This window comes from Lewinella sp. IMCC34191, assembly GCF_003390935.1.
Taxonomy (GTDB): domain Bacteria; phylum Bacteroidota; class Bacteroidia; order Chitinophagales; family Saprospiraceae; genus Neolewinella.
In genome coordinates, this window is the sequence record NZ_QNQZ01000006.1 from 297,185 (window position 1) to 315,154 (window position 17,970).

The window sequence follows — 17,970 nt, forward strand, 5'->3', positions numbered from 1 at the left end:
CACTCGACCTGGAAGGTCTCGACCTTGGACCGTAGCGTGGGTTCCGCAAAATCCAAGGTCGAGGCGCTCTGCGCCGAGATATAAGCGACACAGCTCGCCCTAAAAAGTCTAGCCCCCAAAACGCGACTACTTCAATTTCAGGCTATAAACATCCGTCCGCCGGTCGCGAAGGTTGTGGACGCTGCCGTGGACGTGGAGTTCCTTGAGGAGGTCGAGGTCAACGTCGGCGACGAGGATCATTTCCGTATTGGGGGTGGCTTCGGCCTTGACGCCGTTGCTGGGGAAGGCGAAGTCGCAGGGGGTGAAGACCATCGACTGGGCGTACTGGATGTCCATATTGGCCACCTTCGGCAGGTTACCGACGGAGCCGGCGATGGCCACGTAGCACTCGTTCTCGATGGCGCGGGCCTGGGCGCAGTGGCGCACACGACTGTAGCCGTTCTGGGTATCGGTGAGGAAGGGGACGAAGAGGATGTCGACGTCTTGCTCGGCCAGGAGGCGCGGCAGTTCGGGGAATTCGACGTCGTAGCAGATGAGGATGCCGATCTTACCGCAGTCGGTATCGAAGGCCTTGAGTTTCTTGCCGCCGGTCATGCCCCACACCTTGGCTTCGTCGGGCGTGACGTGCAGCTTGTAGAACTTCTCTACCGTACCGTCGCGCTTACAGAGGTAGCCGACGTTGTAGAGCTTGCCGTTCTCTACCGAGGGCATGGAGCCGGTGATGATGTTGATGTTGTAGCTGATGCTGAACTCGCTGAACTTCTTCACCAGGGGCTCGGTGAACTCGGCCAGTTTGCGGATGGCTTCGGGCTCGGGGAGGTGGTTGTACTCCGCCATGAGCGGGGCGTTGAAGAACTCGGGGAAGAGCGCGAAGTCGGAACGGTAGGCCGCCACGGCGTCGACGAAGTATTCGGCCTGTTCGAGCACCTCGTCCATACCGTTATAGGGGCGCATCTGCCACTGCACCAGGCCGAGGCGGACGACGCTCTTTTCGATGCGGGCCTTCCGGGTCGGCGGCGAATACAGCACGTTGTTCCACTGCAGCAGGGCGGCGTATTCGTGGCTTTCGTGGTCGCCCTCGAGGTAGTCCTTGATGATGCGCTTGACGGTGAAGTCGTTGGCAAACTGGAAGTTGAGGACCGGGTCGTGGATGTCCTTGGAGCGCACCTTATCGATGTACTGCTTCGGGCTGAGTTTGTCGGCGTACTCGTGGTACTTAGGTAAGCGGCCGCCGAAGAGGATGGCCTCCAGGTTCATTTCCTCGCAGAGTTCCTTCCGGTAGTCGTACATCCGCCGGCCGAGACGCAAGCCGCGGAACTGGGGGTGCACGAAGACATCGACCCCGTAGAGGATATTCCCTTCCGGGTCGTGGGTATCGAAGGTGTACTTCCCGGTGATCTCCTCGTAGGTGTGGGTATCCTTGAACTTATTGTAGTCGACAATGATGGAGAGCGCGCAGCCGGCCAGTTCGCCGTTGATGTGGATGGCGATCTGCCCCTCGGGGAAGCGCTTGATCAGGGCCTGGATCTCCTCCCGCGCCCAGGCGGCATCGGGCAGGACGGCGTAGGCCTCCTCCATGATGTCGCGCAATTGCTTGTATTCCCGGATGGTGAGGTACTTCAGCTCGACCTTTTCGATCTCGGGGTGAACGACGGGTGCTTGTACTTCGGGTGTATTCGGACTGGCCATGCGGGCGGGGTGGTTTCAATTGGGGTAAAGGGGGAGAACACCGTCGGCGGACCTGGGGTTTGCGGCGGAGCGCGGGAGAAGTGTTTATACCTGCGCTCCGCCGCCCATTTATCTGTGCGCCCACCAGAAGCCTAACCCCGTATGGCGTAAAAGAATGCCGACCGGTATTTGTCTAAGCTGCGCCGATCCGGTAATTTCAGCTTTTGTAGCCTGCCCACTATGAACACCCCCCAGATCCTCGCCGCCCTGCTGGCGTTGGTATTTTATGCCTGTACCCGGGATTCGACTCCCCCGCCCTCCCAACCTCCCCCGCCGCTGTCGCGACTGGAAATAGGTTTCCGGGATAGCCTGGACCTGCTACGCCGCGACTACGACTCGCTGCGTTTGCGGGAAGCTATGGCCCGGGCCCGGCGGCTGCGTACCACGATGGAGCCGCTGGCCGATTCCCTGCGGGCGGAATTGCGGGCGGAGGTGTACCAGTACCTGACCATGCTGCACTTCGAGCACGAGCGGTGGCTGGACTCCATGGCCTACTTCGCCGCGGCGGCCGATACGCTGCTCACCCCCGCAATGCCCCCGACGGTGCACGCCCGACAGGCGCTTTGCTGGTCGTACGCCAGCTACCACGACTGGGCGATGCGCGACATGGAGATCTACACCGCCGGCGGGCTCCGTCAACTGGCGAGGCAAGCAGCGGAACAGCCGCACCTCACCGGATTGCTGCTCATCGCCCGCGGCAAGGCCCTGAAACAGCTCGCCGACCGGATGCAGGATACCACCGATCGGCAAAAGACGTACGCCGCGAGCGAAGTAGCCCTGCGGGAGGCTATCGAAACCCTGGACGAGGCCGACCTGCCCCGCCACGCACTGGCCCGGGAAGAATTGGGCATCCTCCTCTCCCGCATGCCCGCTCGATACGGGGAGGTCACCGCGATCGCGGACCGGCTGGCCACCGTGCCGGGACCGAACGCCTTGCGCCTAAAGGGTTACTACCACTGGAAAAGAGCGGATGCCGACAGCTCGCTGCACTACTATCGCCGGCTACAAGGGGTGACCGGCGAATTCGCCCAGGGCTACCCGCTGGAAGCCATGTACTACGACCGGCTGATCTCAAAACAGAAAGGATTATTTACGGATGCCCTGGCGACGAGTCAGCGCATCCAGGAATATTACGGTTGTTGTCCCGAGAAGGAGCGGGGATCACCGGCGTGTTTCCGGGAGACGGCCTGTGTCTTCATCATGGCCAACCACGCCGAAATTTTGCGGCAGCGCTATAAGAAGGGGGGTGACCCGAAGGATTTGCGCGCTGCCTACGAACTTGTTTTCGAAGCCCTGGACGGATACCAGGAAGCCCTGCAACGCATCAGTGACGAAGGCACCTACAACCAGACCGTCACGCACGGCGACGTGGTCATCACTGCCGCCATACGAACCGTGTACGCGATGCGGGAGGCCGGTTTGCTGGAAGAACCGGAACTGGCGGCATCCGCCTTCCGGGCCATCGAGTTCGGAAAGGCCCACTCCCTCGCCCTGGAATTAAGTGAGCTGGCGCGGCACCGGGCGGATGCCGGGAACGAGGCGGTGTTCGCGGAATGGCGAGCCGTCAACAACCGGGAGGACCTGCTGAAGGCAAGATTCGAGCGGGGCACGAACATATCCGACGATGATTTTGCGGAATTCGCCGCCGTGATGCGCCAGCGAAGAGCGCTCGACGCATCCCTGGCGCGTGCCTTCCGGACCGAGCGGGAAGGTGGAGAGACTGCCTTTGACAGCCTGCTGCCCCTGAGGGAAGTCCGCCGGCAGCTGACCGGGGAGGAAGCGCTGGTAGAGCTGCTGGAAGTCGAAGATGCCGTGTACGGGCTATACGTCGACCGGGATACCAGTATTGCCTACTCGATCGATACCGCGGTACACGGGGCATCCCTTACCCTGCGGGGGCTTATGCAGGATCGTAAGAGCGATGTTGCGGAGATCAAGCGGGTCGGCGCGGGGGTCTACGAGCGGTTATTCGGTCCCGTCACCGATCGACTGGCCGCTAAGGAGCACCTGATCCTCTCCCCGAGTGCATCGCTCAGCACCCTACCCTTCGCCGCCCTCACCCGCGGAGACGACTACCTCGTAGCCGCCCACAGCATTCGCTACATCGACAGTTGGCGCACGGAGCGCATTCACGCCGCCCAGCGCCAACGCTACGCTGAGGACCGACTCACCAGCGCCGGCATCTGGACCCACCCCGGTCTGACGAACTACCTCGGCCCGGTAGCGGATACCCTGCTCCAGTACGTTGCCTCCGGACGGCACTACGCCGGTTCGGAGGCCACGGCCGCTTCCCTGCTTGCGGGGGCCGCTCGCTACGACTTGATCCATCTCTCCGTGCATGCCCGCGGTAATCCCCGACGCCTCCATGAGAATTACCTCTACCTCACGGAGCAGGACAGCATCAACGGCCTCCAGATCGGCAACCTGGCCCTGCCCTGCCGGCTGGTGGTACTGGCGGCGTGCTCCACCGCCCGGGGTTTATCCGCCAGGCGCGAAGGGACCTACAGTTTACGCCGAAGCTTTCACCGGGCGGGGGTACCGGACGTGGTGAGTTCGTTGTTTGACGTGCCGGCCGCGGCCACGCAGATAGCGATGCGCAGCTTCTACGACCACTTAAACCGAACGGCCGCGCCCGGGCTCGCCCTGGCCCTGGGACAGCGCCGGTTCCTTAGCGACTCGCGCTACCGGCGCTACCGGCACCCGTATTACTGGGCGGGCCTGATATCGGGATAAGCCTAGACGGGATCGAAGGTGCAGGTACCCAGCAGGATATCGGGGCCGTCCAGCATAACGAGGTTGTCGATGCCGTAAACGGCATCGTTCTTCCCACTATCCGCGAGTAGCTCGTGCACATCCTCCGTATTTCCCGGGTCGACGGGAACGCGGACGATGCTGTTGTCGGGGAGGAGCAGACTCACGAGCGGAACTGCCTTTTCCAGACCGAACCGATCCATCAGATAGTGGTAAATCTTGCGCACCTTGGCAGTTTCCTTCAGCTCGTAGGGGTTGCTTCCGTCCTCGGTATACACTTCCCCCCACTTCCATAGCTCGGCGACATAGCCGAAGTTGGATACCAGTTTCTTGCCGCAAACTCCACCGCCGGTCTTGCCCATACCCTGCAGCGGATCGGCATCTTTCGGATCGCAGTGGTGATCGATGGTCAGATTACCCGCGCACTGATCCGCCGGCTTCAGGACCCGGACATCGGTTGCGAAGGCGAAGCTGGCCGCGTGTCCCCCGGGAAGAATGGCCGGTGCCAGTTCCTGTCCGACGATCCCGGAGGTCAGGTTTTCGAGGCGATACATCTGGCGGGGTACGGTGAGGTTACCCCCGTTGAAGTAGTACGCTTCGTCGTTCCCTACGGATTCACTGATGGGGGTATCCGTAAAACCTACACAAAATTGGTTGTCGACCAGGTAGCTCTCGAAGCTCACGGGGCTGGCAATTTCTTCCAGCTTGGCGTTCAGCAGGGGAACCGTGTCAGTAGCTTGTAGTCTGGAAACGCGTTTGGCGAATCGGTTATAACTCATGAATGGTACGTTAATGAGGTGTGTGGTGAATGAATTGCGTTACGAAAAAATGGGGTGGTAACCGATCGCGTAGGCTTCGCCGCCGCGGACCATTTCGTGGAATACGTCGGCGTCCACCCAGAAGGAGGGCCGTGGCCGGCCGGTATCGGATTCCCGGTAAAAGTATCTCCCCCGTGAATCGAAGCAGCATATGCGCCGCTTGCCCGCGCGGTCGTCCACGCCCAGCGCACAGTAACAGTGCCCCTGCCGACCCGCAGGCATCGGGGTACCCAGGCCTTCTCCGCGTAGGCTGCTTTGAAAGATGGTAGGAGAACCGATTACCACCGGACGATCATTCGCGATCGCGGCGTAAGCTTCTTCGTAGGTGGTGATGGTACGCGTAGTGAACGTAGCCAGGCGGCCGGCATCCTCGGTGACCTCACGGGGTACGCCGCTGCAGGCCCAGGCGCGGGCCAGTGCCGGTGCGTAAGCTGTCAGGTCAAAGTCCCCGTAGCGTTTGCGCACGAATAGCCCGGCGTCGGTCATGTACGCTATGCCCCACGACAGGCGGGCGCCCTGTTCGGTGCAGGGGTATTCGGAGGAACGGTACCTGTGCTTGGCTCCGGCGTAAACGGGCTCGCTGGCGACTTCCACGTAGTGTCCGTTGGCCAAACCCGACAGTACGCCGGCAGCCAGGGCGATCGCCTGGCCAACGCAATCAGCGTGGGCGTACTGATTAAAGACCGGAATATCACGTCCGGTGAGGGCACGAAATTTATCGGCTAAACATATCCTTCTACCGCTGCTGGCTGGCGGGGCACTCGTTTCCAGGCGTAGATCATTCATTTGCCCCGGTAAGATGCCCAGAGCCCGGAGAGGGAGAGCTCACTACAATTAGGGATTTTACTCGCCCGGCGCGTCTGCAAAAGATTAACCACGGTGGGGCTATCCCCTACCGTCTCCTTCCCGCCTACTAATAGCGGGGCGCTTTCACTCCAACCGGCACCTCAACATCCAGTGTATTCTCCGCTGGTGGTATCGGGCAGGCGTAGCCTACGGTATACGCGCAGTAGGGGTTGTAGGCTTTGTTGAAGTCCAGGACGACGGTCCCGTCCGCGGGCAGGGAAATGTCTAAATACCGACCGCCCCCGTAGGTCGATTGGCCCGAGGTCGCATCGCGGAAGGGGACGAAGAGGCGGCCGGTCGCGGAATCGTCGGCATTGCTGTTGCGGAGAAGGAGTAATTCCTGCGCTCCGCCGCCCAAATCGAAGCGGGCGCGGCCGTAGATGGTGTAGGTGACCGAGCTTTCGTTGCTGGTGGGCATGGTGAGCTGGGTGGCGGTGGTATCGGGCACGAAATCGGCGACGATGCGAAAGGACTCGTCCACCGGAAAGAAGCCGTGGCCGGCGAAGGCCTCCCGCTCGGCCTCGGGCAGCGGGGAGGTGCCGGGGTGGCGGTACTGCTCGTCGAGCGCCCGGCGGAAGGTGGTCATCTCCTGCGCGTAGGAGGGGTAGTCCGTCTTCCAGAGCGATTCTTTGGTGTAGGTGCCGTCGGGGTTCAGGTAGATGAGCCGCCACTCCATGCCCTCGATCTCGTAGACGTTGGCGACCCGCTCCGGTGCCTTACTGATCGCGTTCCCCTCGCGTTCGGACAGCCGGAATTGGCTGTTGGACAGCCACTTCACGTCGTACGCCAGCGACAGCTTACCCACCGTTTCCGTCTGCAGCGCCCCCTCCCGGCGGACGATGGTATACGAACCGGGTAGCGTAGTTTGCCGGTATGCGCCATCCATCAGCTCCCGCAGGTCGTAGCCGAACTCGTGGTGGAACAGCAGGCTATCGCCGGACACCGTGGCGGCTACCCCCAGGTTCATAAGTTCGGTGACGTACTGCCGCAGCTGGCGGTCTACCTGGGTCTGGTCGGCCAGCAGCAGCCGGCTCAGCAGCGGCCCGGCCGGGGAGTCCGCCGCCTCCCGCAGGGTAGCGATTTCTGCGGGGGTGAAGTCGGCCAGCGCTTCCCGTACGGCCATGCCGTAGCGCAGCAGCGCGGTTTCCTTTACGTGGGGCATCAGTGCCTCGATGAAGACGGGGTTTTCGGCGTACTCCGTGAAGGTCGGGTTGGCGTCCAGGGCCTGGGTAAAGCGTTGCTGAAAACCCTCGACGGTGTAGAGCCGGTCGATGAGCTGGCCCAGCGAATCGGATTCGACGTCCGCCTGCGAACGGGCGCTAAGCGGCGTGAACAGCAGCAGGCAGCTGCAGAGGACAAAGCGTAGGGAGTGGTGCATAGGCTCATAAAATTAGCGCAATTATGGCGGCGGAGCGCAGGTAGATAGTGGATTACCGGTCGGGTGCCCGCAACAACAGATAGACAGTATACCCCGGCACCAGCAACCGGGCCAACGATCGCCCGGTGGCCCGCAAGTGTTTCATGCCCACGACCACCAGCACGAAGGCGTAGAGTGCGAAAACGACAAAGTATTCCCGACTGATGCGGCGGCGGGGATCGTAGAGGTCGGCTGGGTAGATGCCGTTCTGGTGTTCGGGTGGGGTCATGGATGCAAATTACTGCTGTCGTTGCCCGGTTAGTTGCCGTTGTGTCTGACAACCCTCCGTGACCTCCGCTTGTATTCCCTGTCACTATCCAAACCGTACTACCTAAATCTACCGGCACCATGCTCGACGTTCAATCCCCGGCCTGCAAATCGCACCACCGGGCCATGCGCGACACCCTAGACGTGATCAGCGGCAAGTGGAAACTGCTGATCCTCTCGGCCCTGAAGGAGCGCACCGTACGCTTCAACGAGCTGACCCGCGAACTCGAGATCTCCCCCCGCATCCTGAGCCGCGAGCTGAAGGAACTGGAGCGCAATAAGCTGGTGAAGCGCACGGAACGCAAGACGCGCCCGGTAACCGTGGAGTACGAACGCACGGCCCACGGCGCTACGCTGGAGCCCCTCATCGAGGCCGTATACGAGTGGGGCTACCTGCACTACGAGAAGGTAGCCGGTACGAAGCGGCCGCACGACCCAACGGAGGAGGGGTAGTTACACCCGTGTAAGCGGTTACAGGGGTGTAACCCATAGCGACTCAGAAGGCCGATACGGGTTGGTTGGGGTGTATAAGCTCGCGGGCGTTTTGTCCGCCGGGCGCACCCCAAACAACCAAAGCATGAAAATCCTACAGATTATTTCCAGTCCCCGCGGGGAAGCTTCCTACAGCACCCAACTCGCCGACGCGATCGTGGACAAGCTGACCGCCACCGAAGCCGACAGCAAGGTGGTCGTCCGCGACCTGACCGCCCCACCCTTCCCCCACCTGGAGGAGGTTCACCTGCAATCTTTCTTCACCCCCGAGAAGGATCACTCCCCCGAGCAGCGCGAAGCCGTCCGCCACTCCAACGAGTCCATCGCCGAACTGAAGGACGCGGATACCATCGTGATCGCCGCGCCGCTGTACAACTTCGGCGTATCGTCGGTCCTGAAGTCCTGGATCGACCACATCGCCCGCGCGGGCGTCACCTTCCACTACACCGAGTCCGGCCCCGAGGGACTGGTGAAGGGCAAGAAAGTCTACATCGCCCTGGCCTCCGGCGGCGTTTACTCCTCCGGCCCGATGGCGTCCTACGACTTCGTGGCACCCTACCTGAAGGCCGTCCTCGGCTTCCTGGGTATGACGGACGTCGAGGTGTACCGGGTAGAAGGTACCGCCGTCCCCGACCTGAAGGACCAGGCGCTGGAGAAGGCGATCGCCGGCGTGGAGATTGGTGAGGTGACCGTGTAGGTGGCCCGCTACCGGATCGCACCGTAGCCGGTTAGCTTTCTTTTCGGCGTAGGCTGGCGCTTACTACGGGGTGATCGCTCAAGCTTACGCTGGTGTCGACGTCGTACGTCAAATCAAGATCGGATGCGTGCAGCAGGTGCTTCACCGTCCGATCTTCTTGTTTTGTGGGCCAGTGTAGCCCGGTGGCCTCTACTAATTCGGTGACGCGGTCCGCCCCGAGTTTGTTGTAGGATCGGGGGCCGCGGAAGTTGAAGTCGCCGGCGACCAGGAAATCGGCGCCTGCTAGCTGCCGGATGATAGCGCACTGCTCCTGGACGCGGTCGGTGTAGGTCTTGTCGGACCAGTTGGCCCAGCGGTCTTTGATGGTGAATACGCAGCCGTAGACCCGGAGCCCGTCGACTTCGGCGGCCACGCCGTTGATGTCGTTGATCTCCGGCAGCTTCCGCAGCTCCCCCTTCGCGTAGATGCCTACCTGATGGTAGCGGTTCGGTGGGGCCATGTTCCTCCCCCGCCGCAGGTAGGGCGATTCCTTGCTGAAGACGGCGGTGTAGCCGGGGAGGTGGAGGGCGGCGTTGGCTTCGGTTAGAATTAGGAGGTCGGCGTCGAGATCTAAGAGGTAGTCTCGGATGAAATGGAACCGTTTGGTATTTTGGGTGGGGTGGTCCAGGTTCCAGGTAGCTATGCGCATGGGTTAGTTGGTAAAGTGAAGTGTTTCCAATACATTTAGCGCTCAGGTATACGGCCGCTTTTGCGGCGACTTACGCCCTAAAAACCTATCTGCAATGTCTAAAGCAACTTCCATTCTACCTATCCCGGTCAAACGGGAATCATTCGACGCCATTTTAGCCGGCACCAAGAAAGAAGAATACCGCGCCTTTTCCCCCTTTTGGATTTCCCGCCTGGCTACGATGAACGATCAAGGCGAGATCGAGAGCTTGCGGGAATACGACATTGTCCGCTTCCGGCATGGATCCAGTTCGAATTCCCGAATGATGGATGTCGAATTTAAGCAGATCGTGATTGAGGAATACACGGATGAGCCGGAGGATAGTGAGGAGCGGTACGGATTTGCTATTCTTCTTGGGGAGGTGCTGCAGACTGAGAATGTGTAGGTGGGGTAGAATGGTACTGTAGCTACCCTGGTGGTCCTGAGCTCTTCAAAATTTATCCTTGGCCGACTCCATATTCCTGCTAGACGAAGACAGCACCCTACGCGAACTGACCGAGGCGCACCACCTCACCGAAGCGAATCTCCAGCAACTATTAGCCGACTTCCCCCAGCTGATGGCGGGAAAGCAACTGGACGAGGCGAGTCCGCGGCGCTGGCTTTTGGTCAAGCGTGAATTAGGTATTCCCGATGGCCAAGAATGCGCCAATCGCTGGAGCATCGACCACCTCTTCCTGGATCAGGATGGTATTTCTAGGCTGGTCGAAGTCAAGCGCAGCACCGGACACCCGCATCCGGCGCGAGGCCGTCGGACAGCTTCTCGATTACGCTTCCAACGCGACGGTGTACTGGACGCTGGAAAACAGCATCGAAGTTATAAGGCTACCTGTGGGTGAGTGGAAAATTAGCAGGTTGGAGGTTTAGTACGCTACCAAACGTTCGCTGTATGTAGGTCCGTAGATGGCCGTAGCAATTATTTGTTGTTTTTCAGCATAATATACTTATGTCATTATTGCTTAGGAATTGGTAGATCAGGCAGTTTTACCACAGCGTGCGGTGTCAATTGATCATTGCCGTCAAATCATCCTTGTCACTTCTTGGAATCAGCAAACATCCGCAAATCCGCTCAAAACGGAGTTCCGATCTTTTCTTGTCCAAGCGCAACCACCGCCGAAACATTTGCTGTATTCGCATTTCTACCTCATCTGCGGTAAGCGCGGCCACTTCCTCCGTCGGATTACACTTTAGGAGGTCAAACAGATCATCTTCAGTAGTGCTCAGAAAGCGGTTTGCTTTTTCATCGCAGTGAAGAAAATGTGGCTTGCCCTCCTCATCCCGTAATAGAAGATAAATTTGTGGGCGCTTCCCCGAATAGTAGCGAGCGGATGTCAGATCAGTACCCAACGAAGAGGCTTCCGACTGGTGGCGAAGCAGGATACGGGAATGATCTAAGAAGGGACTAGTACCGGTAAACTCCTCTAGTTCCTCAAGGGACGCCTTTCCGAGGTGCTCGACCTTTATACGAGAAAGATCACCAAGATCTTTGTAACGTACAGAGTCTTCTTTTGATAGTAACGGGAGTTCACTGAACTGTTGTGCCTGTTCTGTACGCGCTAGCAAGCGATTAAGCCGTTCCCTTATCCGTTTACTGACTCCGTGAAGATGAGGTTCTGCCGGACCAAAATCATACACAAAGGTGTAGAAAGATACCGTGCGTGGCTCCTTCCACATCCGTAAAACCCTGCCGGCCCTTTGGATCAAAACATCTGGTGTCCAAGGCATATCGTAATTTATGACTACGCTAGCATCTTGAAGATTTACCCCGGTAGATAACGCGTTGGTAGTTATCAGAATATCAATTTCTATTTTCTTGAGTTTCCCTGAGATTTTATCGGCATTGGCGACTGGTGCAAAGCGCTTTATTAATTCTAGTGTATCACCTTCAAATTTGCGTTGTCGTATAGTTCCCTTCGTTTCCTCTATTGTACTACTGATGGTCAGTAGCGGTAAATCCCTTCTCAGAGCGTTTTCAAGATAAAGGGCGGTAGGGAGGTATTCGCAGAAAACCAAAACCTTTTTGTTTTTAAGTTGACCGGCGAGTAACTCTTTTAAAACTACATATTTGGGATCGGCACTAGTGGATAATGACTCCAACTGATCAATAACCGGTTGAATAAGCTTACGCCGTGCTTTTAAGCTTGTGAGATATTCTACTTCTTTTTTCCCCTGGCCCTCCAGTAAAGGTTTGTCAGCTACTACGTAGCGCAAAGTTTGTACGAGGGTAGCCGGTGAGCTGCTCCATGCGTACTCCACCAAACTACGAACTCTGGTGTTGGTATAATGCCACAGGCCACTCCGATCTCGGTACTTTAGAGTAGCGTGGGCGAAGACACCCGACTTGATCAGGCCGGCAATAGCTTGTTCTAGTGGTAGAAAGGATGTTACGGGGTGAATATCAACCGAGGGCAGCCAACGCTTTTCCTCGCCGAACTCGATGTAGCTGCCGGCTTCGACTTTTACCGCGTAATCCCTGGCCACCTGCGATGTGCTGATGACCGTAGCAACGGGGAGGCGAATGAATTTTTCAAAGAAGTCTTTCTCTTCAAGTACTCTCCAGGCATAAGGGGATTGTTTGTCATCCAAGAGTTGCCACAGTACACCCCTGCCTCTTTCGTCGAATTGCGCTGGCGGCGCCGTGCGTGGTAAAATTTTGAGTTGATTGTTTATGTCGCTGACACCTTTGGAATATGGGGTGGCGGTAAGCAATAGAATTAGAGCTTTACGATCTTTCACCAGCGGTTCCAACCGCTTAAAACTTCGCCGTAATGCGCTAGCGTCCGCCTTTACTCTGTTCCGAAAGTGTTGACTTTCATCAATTACTATCAGGTAGCGATCATCCACGAATTTTAGGGCCTCTTCAACGTCATTGAGCGCTTTACCCTTTCGGCTTGCATCAAGAAGATTTCTCGTAAACACCTCCGCACTCAATCCTGCCGAACGAATGCTATGCCGCCAATCGGGATGAACCTGTTTTGGAGAGAAGATTATGACATTGTTAATGCGATTCTGGTGAGTCAAGCGTACAGCCACGTGGGTAGCCATTACGGTTTTCCCTAAGCCGGTAGAGGCTACGAGCATAGCACCGCGGTGCTGATCTAATTGTCGCAGCACCCGCTCAATTACCGCCATTTGATAGTCAACGGGATACTTGTACCCTGCTCGAAGTTCAAGTGGCTGCTCTTCCCGCAGAAGTACGTGCAAAGTCTTTAAGTAAATATCAAAAGGTCGATCCAGAGCCAACCACCTTAACAAAGCATCCAGCAGTTCCTGCGTTAAGTCCTCCGTTTTGTCGGAATCCCATTTTTTCTGAAAGGCGTCGACATAAAACCTTACCCTCTTCACTTCCTCTACGGGCGTTAGGTTCTCTACGTTGCGTTTCAGACCTCCTTGGGTCAGGTTCGCTGAACCAGCCAGTACGTACCGATCATCGAAAATGTAGACTTTCGCATGGTCGCGCTGGCTTACGCGCCCCTCCAAACTGATATTTTCATTTCGGCTAATCAGCATTTTGCCTGTCTGCAAGCGACGTACCAACTCCTTAACCGCAGCACGCCGATCCTCAGCGTCCCATCCAGCAAGATGGGCCAAGATGTTAGCAATGACCGCTTCCCGAAGTTTTTCCCGGTCGTTTTCCTCGAAGCCCAAAAGGAGCCTTACCCGAACGCTACTCATATGTGGCCGGATCAGGTCGTAGCCCTGGACGGTAAAGAAGCCGGTCGCAATATCCACTGAAACCTCAGCACGCTCCAAGTATGGTCTTAAAGCCGCTACGCTATTATTGGACCAGTGGTCCATCGGTTGCCGAGAAAAGGAAGTCATAGGGTTTCGGGTCGGTTAAGCTGGCATGTAGTTTAAAGTTAAGCGGTATTTTCGGGTCTTTATTTCTACTTAGCGTTTGACAAAACCTCCCACCTTCCCAAATCCAAGAAATTCCCCATCTTAGGCGCGCACTCAACCACACAGCGCTTTTGCGCCCAACCCATGAACCAAAACCCCGAACAACAAGCCCGCGACCGCATCGACCACCACCTGCGGGAAGCCGGCTGGGTGGTGCAGGATAAGAATGAATCGGTTTACGCCCACTTTGGAGTAGCCGTACGGGAATTTCAGACCAACGACGGCCCGGCCGACTACGTCCTCTTCGTAAAGCAGCAGCCGGTAGGGGTGATGGAGGCGAAGCGGGAAGAGGCCGCTATGAATATCACCACGGTAGAGGAGCAGAGCCTGCGCTACCTCACGGCGGGTATGAAGTTCGTTAGTACGGACAAGCTCTGTTTCGCCTACGAAAGTACCGGCGAGATCACCCGATTCACCGACTACCGCGACCCCCTGCCCCGCAGCCGGGAAGTGTTCAGCTTTCACCGGCCGGAAACCTTGCTCGCTTGGGCTTCCAATTCTCCTGCGCTCCGGCGCAATTTGAAGGAAAAGATGCCGCCCCTGCCCAAGCAGGGATTGCGGCCCGCCCAGATCGACGCCATCAATAACCTTGAACGGTCCTTTGCCGAAAACCGGCCGCGGGCCCTCATCCAGATGGCGACCGGGGCCGGCAAGACCTTCACGGCCTGCACCTTCGTCTACCGCCTGCTGAAGTACGCCAAGGCGAAGCGGATCCTCTTCCTGGTCGATACCCGCAACCTAGGCGAACAGGCCGAACAGGCCTTCCTGAGCTACCAGCCCCGCGACGACAACCGCAAGTTCAGCGAGCTGTACAACGTGCAGCGGCTCACGAGCAGCCACGTCGCCGGAGACAGCCAGGTCGTCATCTCCACCATTCAGCGCCTCTACGCTACCCTAAAGGGAGAGGAACTGGACGACAGCGCCGAAGAAACCGACCCCAACGAAGGTCCCGCCTGGAAGCGCAGCGCCGCCCAGCCGGTGGTGTACAACGAGCGCCACCCCATCGAGGAGTTCGATTTCGTGGTGATCGACGAGTGCCACCGCAGCATCTACAATCTCTGGCGACAGGTGCTCGAGTACTACGACGCCTTCCTGATCGGCCTTACCGCCACCCCCGATAGCCGCACCTACGGATTTTTCAATAAGAACGTGGTGAGCGAGTACACCTACGAGCAGTCGGTCGCCGACGGCGTGAACGTGCCCTACGACGTCTACAGCATCCAGACCCGCATCACCAAGCAGGGCAGTATCATCCCGAAGGCCGAGCGACGCATCGAGCAGCGGGAGAAGCTGAGCCGCCGCAAACGCTGGGAGGAGATCGACGAGGACGTGGAGTACGAAGCCCGCCAGCTGGACCGCGACGTGGTCAGTCCCGACCAGATCCGCACCATCATCCGGGAGTTCCGGCGGGTGCTGCCGGGGCTCTTTCCCGACCGCTACCACGAGGACGGCACCTTCGAAGTACCCAAGACGCTAATCTTCGCCAAGAGCGACAGCCACGCCGACGACATCATCCAGTGCGTCCGCGAGGAGTTCGGGCGGGGCAACGAATTCTGCAAGAAGGTCACCTACAAATCCGCGGAGGACCCCAAAAGCGTACTCGGCCAGTTCCGTAATTCCTGGGCCCCGCGAATCGCCGTCACGGTCGACATGATCGCCACCGGCACCGACGTGAAGCCGCTGGAGGTACTGCTCTTCCTGCGCGACGTAAAGAGCAGCAACTACTTCGAGCAAATGAAGGGCCGTGGCACCCGCACCATCGACTTCGATGCCCTACGCGAGGTGAGCGGGACGGCCAAGCACGCCAAGACGCACTTCGTCATCGTCGATGCCGTAGGGGCCACCGAGAGTAAGAAGACCGTCAGCCGCCCGCTGGAACGCAAGCCGTCGACCTCCATGAAGGAACTGCTCGACGCCGTCAAGATGGGCGTTCGCGACGAGGAGCTGTTCAGCAGTCTGGCCAACCGCCTCATCCGGCTGGAGAAGCAGATCACGCCGGACGAGCGCCGGCAATTCGAGGAACTGGCGGGTGGCCGGACCATCAAACAGACCGTCAAAAAACTGCTGGACGCCTACGATCCGGACGTAAGGGAGGGCGTCGGAGCGCAGGTGGAAAGCGAACTACACGGGGCCGCGCCGCTCGACATCGAACGGGCCACCACCGAAGCCCTGGAAGACCTTACCCGCGACGCCGCGCGCATCTTCAACGGCCCCCTCTGTGAGTACGTGGAAAACGTGCGGAAAGTCCACAGCCAGACCATTGACCACGTGAGCGTGGACGAGGTGCTGCGCAGCGAGGCCGCCGGCTTCAGCCAGGAACGTAGCCGGGAGGTCGTGGCCGACTTCAGCGGGTGGCTGCGCGACCACGCCGACGAGATCACCGCCCTGGACATCTATTTCCGCCATCCGCACCGGCGGCGGGAGGTGACCTTCGCGATGATAAAGAGCCTGCTCGCCACCCTGAAGGCCGACCGGCCCAACCTGGCCCCGCCCTACGTGTGGGAAGCCTACGCCAAACTGGAGGAGGTGAAGGGCGACAAGCCCGAAAGCGAACTGGTGGCGCTGGTGAGCCTGCTGCGGCGGGTGGCCGGTCCGGACGATCAGTTAACCGGCTACCCCGGGCAGGTGGACCGCAACTTTCAGCGCTGGATCTTCGCCCACAATAATGACCCCGGCGCCCAAAAATTCACCGAGGAGCAACTGGACTGGCTGCGTATGATCCGCGACCACGTCAAGCAGAGCTTCCACCTCGAGCCCGACGACCTGGACTACGCCCCCTTCGACCAGCGCGGCGGGCGGGGCGGGATGTTCCGGGCCTTCGGGGCGGAGATGAATGCCGTTATTGCGGAGATGAATGAAATACTGGTGGCGTGATGGAAGAGGGGCAAGTTGATGTCATAGAACGAACGATTCCGAAAGACAAATGGGAAGTCGTAAAATTTGGAAATGTATTTCAAACAACTAGCGGAGGAACACCTAGTCGGAGAAACAAGGAATTTTATGTTGATGGAACAATACCATGGATCAAATCTGGCGAACTAGGAGATGGCCCTATTTCTCAAGCTGAAGAACATATCACTGAAGAAGCAGTAAAAAAATCTTCCGCAAAGGTTTTTCCTCCTGGTACACTGCTTTTAGCATTATACGGTGCTACAATTGGAAAAGTCTCCCGACTAAAAATCTATGCTGCAACCAATCAAGCTATTTGCGGAATTTTTGAATCACCAAAAGTCGATTCTGATTTCTGCTTTTGGTATTTGAAATATCAGAGACCGAAACTGATGTCTCAGGGAATTGGTGGAGCGCAACCCAATATTAGCCAAAGTATCGTCCGACAGTTAGAATTCCCCCTCCCCCCCCTACCCGAGCAACGCGCCATCGTAGCGAAGCTGGAGCGGCTCTTCGCGGAGCTGGACCGCTCGGTGGCGGAGCTGGAGGCGGCGCGGGAGAAGCTGGGGGTGTACCGGCAGAGTGTGTTGAAGGAGGCGTTTGCTGGGCGGTTGACTGAGGGGTGGCGGGAAACAAATTCGATCGTAAGTGGTAATGACTATTTGTCGGAAATTGAAAGAGCTCGACAGAATTACTTTACAACACAGCTGGCAATTTGGAGAAGTAAAAAGGATGGCTCAAAAAAGCCAAAAAGTATTAAGTCTAAGCCTGTCTCAAAAAGTGAAAGAGAAATCTTAGATATTCCGAACGTATGGACTGCGGTCTACCCTCAAGATGTCGCATCTCCCGAAGATTATAGCATCGGGATAGGACCATTCGGGAGCAATCTTAAGGTTGAAGATTATACTGAATCCGGTGTTCCGTTAATATTTGTGAGAAATATAACTCGGGCCGATTATAGTTTGAGGCAAAAGTTCGTAACGGAAGAAAAATACCAAGATTTAATTCCCCATAGCGTAAAGCCTTTAGATATTTTGGTTACAAAAATGGGGGACCCGCCTGGAGATACCGATATCTATCCGGCAGATGCTCCTATGGCAATTCTTACATCTGATTGTTTGAAATTTCGTGTTTGGGAAGAATTTGCGGACAGGAAGTTTTTCCGGTACGCTATAGAATCAGTGTACATTAAGCAACAACTTGGATTAATTACGCAAGGCGTTGCGCAAAAGAAAATTAGCGCTGGAAGGTTTAAGACGCTAGTCTTTCCTCTACCAACTTTAGCCGAACAGAATCAGATAGTTCAAGAAATAGAAACCCGTTTCTCCGTAGCCGACAAGCTCGAACAGGAGATTGCGGAGAGCCTCGAGCGGGCGCGGGGGTTGCGGCAGGGGGTGTTGAAGCGGGCTTTTGCTGGGGAGTTAATTTAAAAGCATATAAA

At 57.7% G+C, this 17,970-nt stretch carries 14 protein-coding genes; 7 read left to right on the forward strand and 7 right to left on the reverse strand.

What is annotated here, in order from left to right:
* Positions 1 to 126: 126 nt before the first annotated feature.
* A complete protein-coding gene (locus tag DRW39_RS13660) occupies positions 127 to 1,689 on the reverse strand; it encodes a carbon-nitrogen hydrolase family protein (protein WP_116107611.1) in 1,563 nt (520 codons plus the stop codon).
* A 219-nt stretch (positions 1,690 to 1,908) separates the two neighbouring features.
* On the opposite strand from DRW39_RS13660, the gene DRW39_RS13665 reads away from it, so the two are divergent.
* Positions 1,909 to 4,461: a CHAT domain-containing protein gene (locus DRW39_RS13665; protein ID WP_116107612.1), complete on the forward strand. Its 2,553-nt coding sequence runs from the start codon at positions 1,909 to 1,911 to the stop codon at positions 4,459 to 4,461.
* Between the two features lie 2 nt (positions 4,462 to 4,463).
* On the opposite strand, the gene DRW39_RS13670 is transcribed toward DRW39_RS13665, so the two are convergent.
* The 4 genes from DRW39_RS13670 to DRW39_RS13685 form a co-directional block, all read right to left on the reverse strand.
* The gene (locus DRW39_RS13670; protein ID WP_116107613.1) at positions 4,464 to 5,258 is read right to left on the reverse strand and encodes a hypothetical protein; all 795 of its coding nucleotides are present in this window, start codon (positions 5,256 to 5,258) and stop codon (positions 4,464 to 4,466) included.
* A 39-nt stretch (positions 5,259 to 5,297) separates the two neighbouring features.
* On the reverse strand, positions 5,298 to 6,083 hold the full coding sequence (locus DRW39_RS13675) for a hypothetical protein (RefSeq protein WP_116107614.1): 786 nt from the start codon (positions 6,081 to 6,083) through the stop codon (positions 5,298 to 5,300).
* A gap of 127 nt (positions 6,084 to 6,210) precedes the next feature.
* Positions 6,211 to 7,521: a DUF1684 domain-containing protein gene (locus DRW39_RS13680; RefSeq protein ID WP_116107615.1), complete on the reverse strand. Its 1,311-nt coding sequence runs from the start codon at positions 7,519 to 7,521 to the stop codon at positions 6,211 to 6,213.
* 52 nt (positions 7,522 to 7,573) lie between these two features.
* Positions 7,574 to 7,789, reverse strand: a complete 216-nt coding sequence (locus DRW39_RS13685) for a hypothetical protein (RefSeq protein ID WP_116107616.1) — start codon at positions 7,787 to 7,789, stop codon at positions 7,574 to 7,576.
* A gap of 119 nt (positions 7,790 to 7,908) precedes the next feature.
* Between DRW39_RS13685 and DRW39_RS13690 the strand changes: the two genes are divergently transcribed.
* Positions 7,909 to 8,280 carry a winged helix-turn-helix transcriptional regulator gene (locus DRW39_RS13690; RefSeq protein ID WP_116107617.1) on the forward strand — a complete coding sequence of 124 codons (372 nt, stop codon included), beginning with the start codon at positions 7,909 to 7,911 and terminating at the stop codon, positions 8,278 to 8,280.
* A gap of 124 nt (positions 8,281 to 8,404) precedes the next feature.
* Positions 8,405 to 9,016, forward strand: a complete 612-nt coding sequence (locus tag DRW39_RS13695) for an FMN-dependent NADH-azoreductase (protein ID WP_116107618.1) — start codon at positions 8,405 to 8,407, stop codon at positions 9,014 to 9,016.
* Positions 9,017 to 9,047: 31 nt separating this feature from the next.
* Here the strand turns inward: DRW39_RS13695 and DRW39_RS13700 are convergent, their stop codons facing one another.
* Positions 9,048 to 9,704 carry an endonuclease/exonuclease/phosphatase family protein gene (locus tag DRW39_RS13700; protein WP_116107619.1) on the reverse strand — a complete coding sequence of 219 codons (657 nt, stop codon included), beginning with the start codon at positions 9,702 to 9,704 and terminating at the stop codon, positions 9,048 to 9,050.
* Between the two features lie 94 nt (positions 9,705 to 9,798).
* Here DRW39_RS13700 and DRW39_RS13705 point away from each other — a divergent pair, with 94 nt between their 5' ends.
* On the forward strand, positions 9,799 to 10,128 hold the full coding sequence (locus tag DRW39_RS13705; RefSeq protein WP_116107620.1) for a hypothetical protein: 330 nt from the start codon (positions 9,799 to 9,801) through the stop codon (positions 10,126 to 10,128).
* A gap of 58 nt (positions 10,129 to 10,186) precedes the next feature.
* Positions 10,187 to 10,579, forward strand: coding sequence for a hypothetical protein (locus tag DRW39_RS13710; RefSeq protein WP_116107621.1), 393 nt, complete (start codon positions 10,187 to 10,189; stop codon positions 10,577 to 10,579).
* 163 nt (positions 10,580 to 10,742) lie between these two features.
* Here DRW39_RS13710 and DRW39_RS13715 read toward each other — a convergent pair whose 3' ends face one another.
* Positions 10,743 to 13,562: a helicase-related protein gene (locus DRW39_RS13715; RefSeq protein ID WP_116107622.1), complete on the reverse strand. Its 2,820-nt coding sequence runs from the start codon at positions 13,560 to 13,562 to the stop codon at positions 10,743 to 10,745.
* Between the two features lie 162 nt (positions 13,563 to 13,724).
* On the opposite strand from DRW39_RS13715, the gene DRW39_RS13720 reads away from it, so the two are divergent.
* Together DRW39_RS13720 and DRW39_RS13725 are read left to right on the forward strand one after the other, a co-directional pair.
* A complete protein-coding gene (locus DRW39_RS13720; protein ID WP_116107623.1) occupies positions 13,725 to 16,514 on the forward strand; it encodes a DEAD/DEAH box helicase family protein in 2,790 nt (929 codons plus the stop codon).
* Positions 16,514 to 17,959, forward strand: coding sequence for a restriction endonuclease subunit S (locus DRW39_RS13725; RefSeq protein ID WP_116107624.1), 1,446 nt, complete (start codon positions 16,514 to 16,516; stop codon positions 17,957 to 17,959). The genes DRW39_RS13720 and DRW39_RS13725 overlap by 1 nt, the downstream gene beginning before the upstream one ends.
* Positions 17,960 to 17,970: the final 11 nt, after the last annotated feature.

Excerpts from the sequence above, each read along its gene's own strand:
- DRW39_RS13660 (WP_116107611.1), bottom strand. The coding sequence starts at position 1,689 with ATGGCCAGTCCGAATACACCCGAAGTACAAGCACCCGTCGTTCACCCC.
- DRW39_RS13690 (WP_116107617.1), top strand. The coding sequence starts at position 7,909 with ATGCTCGACGTTCAATCCCCGGCCTGCAAATCGCACCACCGGGCCATG.
- DRW39_RS13695 (WP_116107618.1), top strand. The coding sequence starts at position 8,405 with ATGAAAATCCTACAGATTATTTCCAGTCCCCGCGGGGAAGCTTCCTAC.
- DRW39_RS13725 (WP_116107624.1), top strand. The coding sequence starts at position 16,514 with ATGGAAGAGGGGCAAGTTGATGTCATAGAACGAACGATTCCGAAAGAC.
- DRW39_RS13705 (WP_116107620.1), top strand. The coding sequence starts at position 9,799 with ATGTCTAAAGCAACTTCCATTCTACCTATCCCGGTCAAACGGGAATCA.
- DRW39_RS13680 (WP_116107615.1), bottom strand. The coding sequence starts at position 7,521 with ATGCACCACTCCCTACGCTTTGTCCTCTGCAGCTGCCTGCTGCTGTTC.
- DRW39_RS13715 (WP_116107622.1), bottom strand. The coding sequence starts at position 13,562 with ATGACTTCCTTTTCTCGGCAACCGATGGACCACTGGTCCAATAATAGC.
- DRW39_RS13685 (WP_116107616.1), bottom strand. The coding sequence starts at position 7,789 with ATGACCCCACCCGAACACCAGAACGGCATCTACCCAGCCGACCTCTAC.
- DRW39_RS13670 (WP_116107613.1), bottom strand. The coding sequence starts at position 5,258 with ATGAGTTATAACCGATTCGCCAAACGCGTTTCCAGACTACAAGCTACT.
- DRW39_RS13700 (WP_116107619.1), bottom strand. The coding sequence starts at position 9,704 with ATGCGCATAGCTACCTGGAACCTGGACCACCCCACCCAAAATACCAAA.
- DRW39_RS13720 (WP_116107623.1), top strand. The coding sequence starts at position 13,725 with ATGAACCAAAACCCCGAACAACAAGCCCGCGACCGCATCGACCACCAC.
- DRW39_RS13675 (WP_116107614.1), bottom strand. The coding sequence starts at position 6,083 with ATGAATGATCTACGCCTGGAAACGAGTGCCCCGCCAGCCAGCAGCGGT.
- DRW39_RS13665 (WP_116107612.1), top strand. The coding sequence starts at position 1,909 with ATGAACACCCCCCAGATCCTCGCCGCCCTGCTGGCGTTGGTATTTTAT.